The organism is Flagellimonas myxillae (genome assembly GCF_023502235.1).
GTDB lineage: Bacteria > Bacteroidota > Bacteroidia > Flavobacteriales > Flavobacteriaceae > Flagellimonas > Flagellimonas myxillae.
This window is the reverse complement of record NZ_JAMFLY010000015.1, coordinates 1-236: the sequence shown is the minus strand read 5'-3', so window position 1 is coordinate 236 and position 236 is coordinate 1. Positions and strand designations below refer to the sequence as shown.

Genomic DNA, 236 nt, shown 5'->3' with positions numbered 1-236 from the left:
GTTGCGACGATAGCGGCGACGGACGGCACTGCGACGGAGCTTGGCACGACCACCGGGGAGTACACGGTGAGCCTGGACGTTGCGAACACCAGCGGCGGAGCGATAACGATAAACTACACGGTCGGCGGTGACGCTACCTCGGGCAGCGACTTCGTTGCGCTCACGGGCAGTGTGGACATCCCCGATACCCAACAGACCGCTACGATACTGCTTACCCCCATAGACGATCTTGACGT

General features: G+C 61.9%; 1 protein-coding gene. It reads left to right on the top strand.

Features of this window, described 5'->3' with window-relative positions; genetic code table 11:
- The coding region (locus M3P07_RS17715) for a hypothetical protein (protein ID WP_249971261.1) at nt 1–236 on the top strand (236 nt) is incomplete at both ends.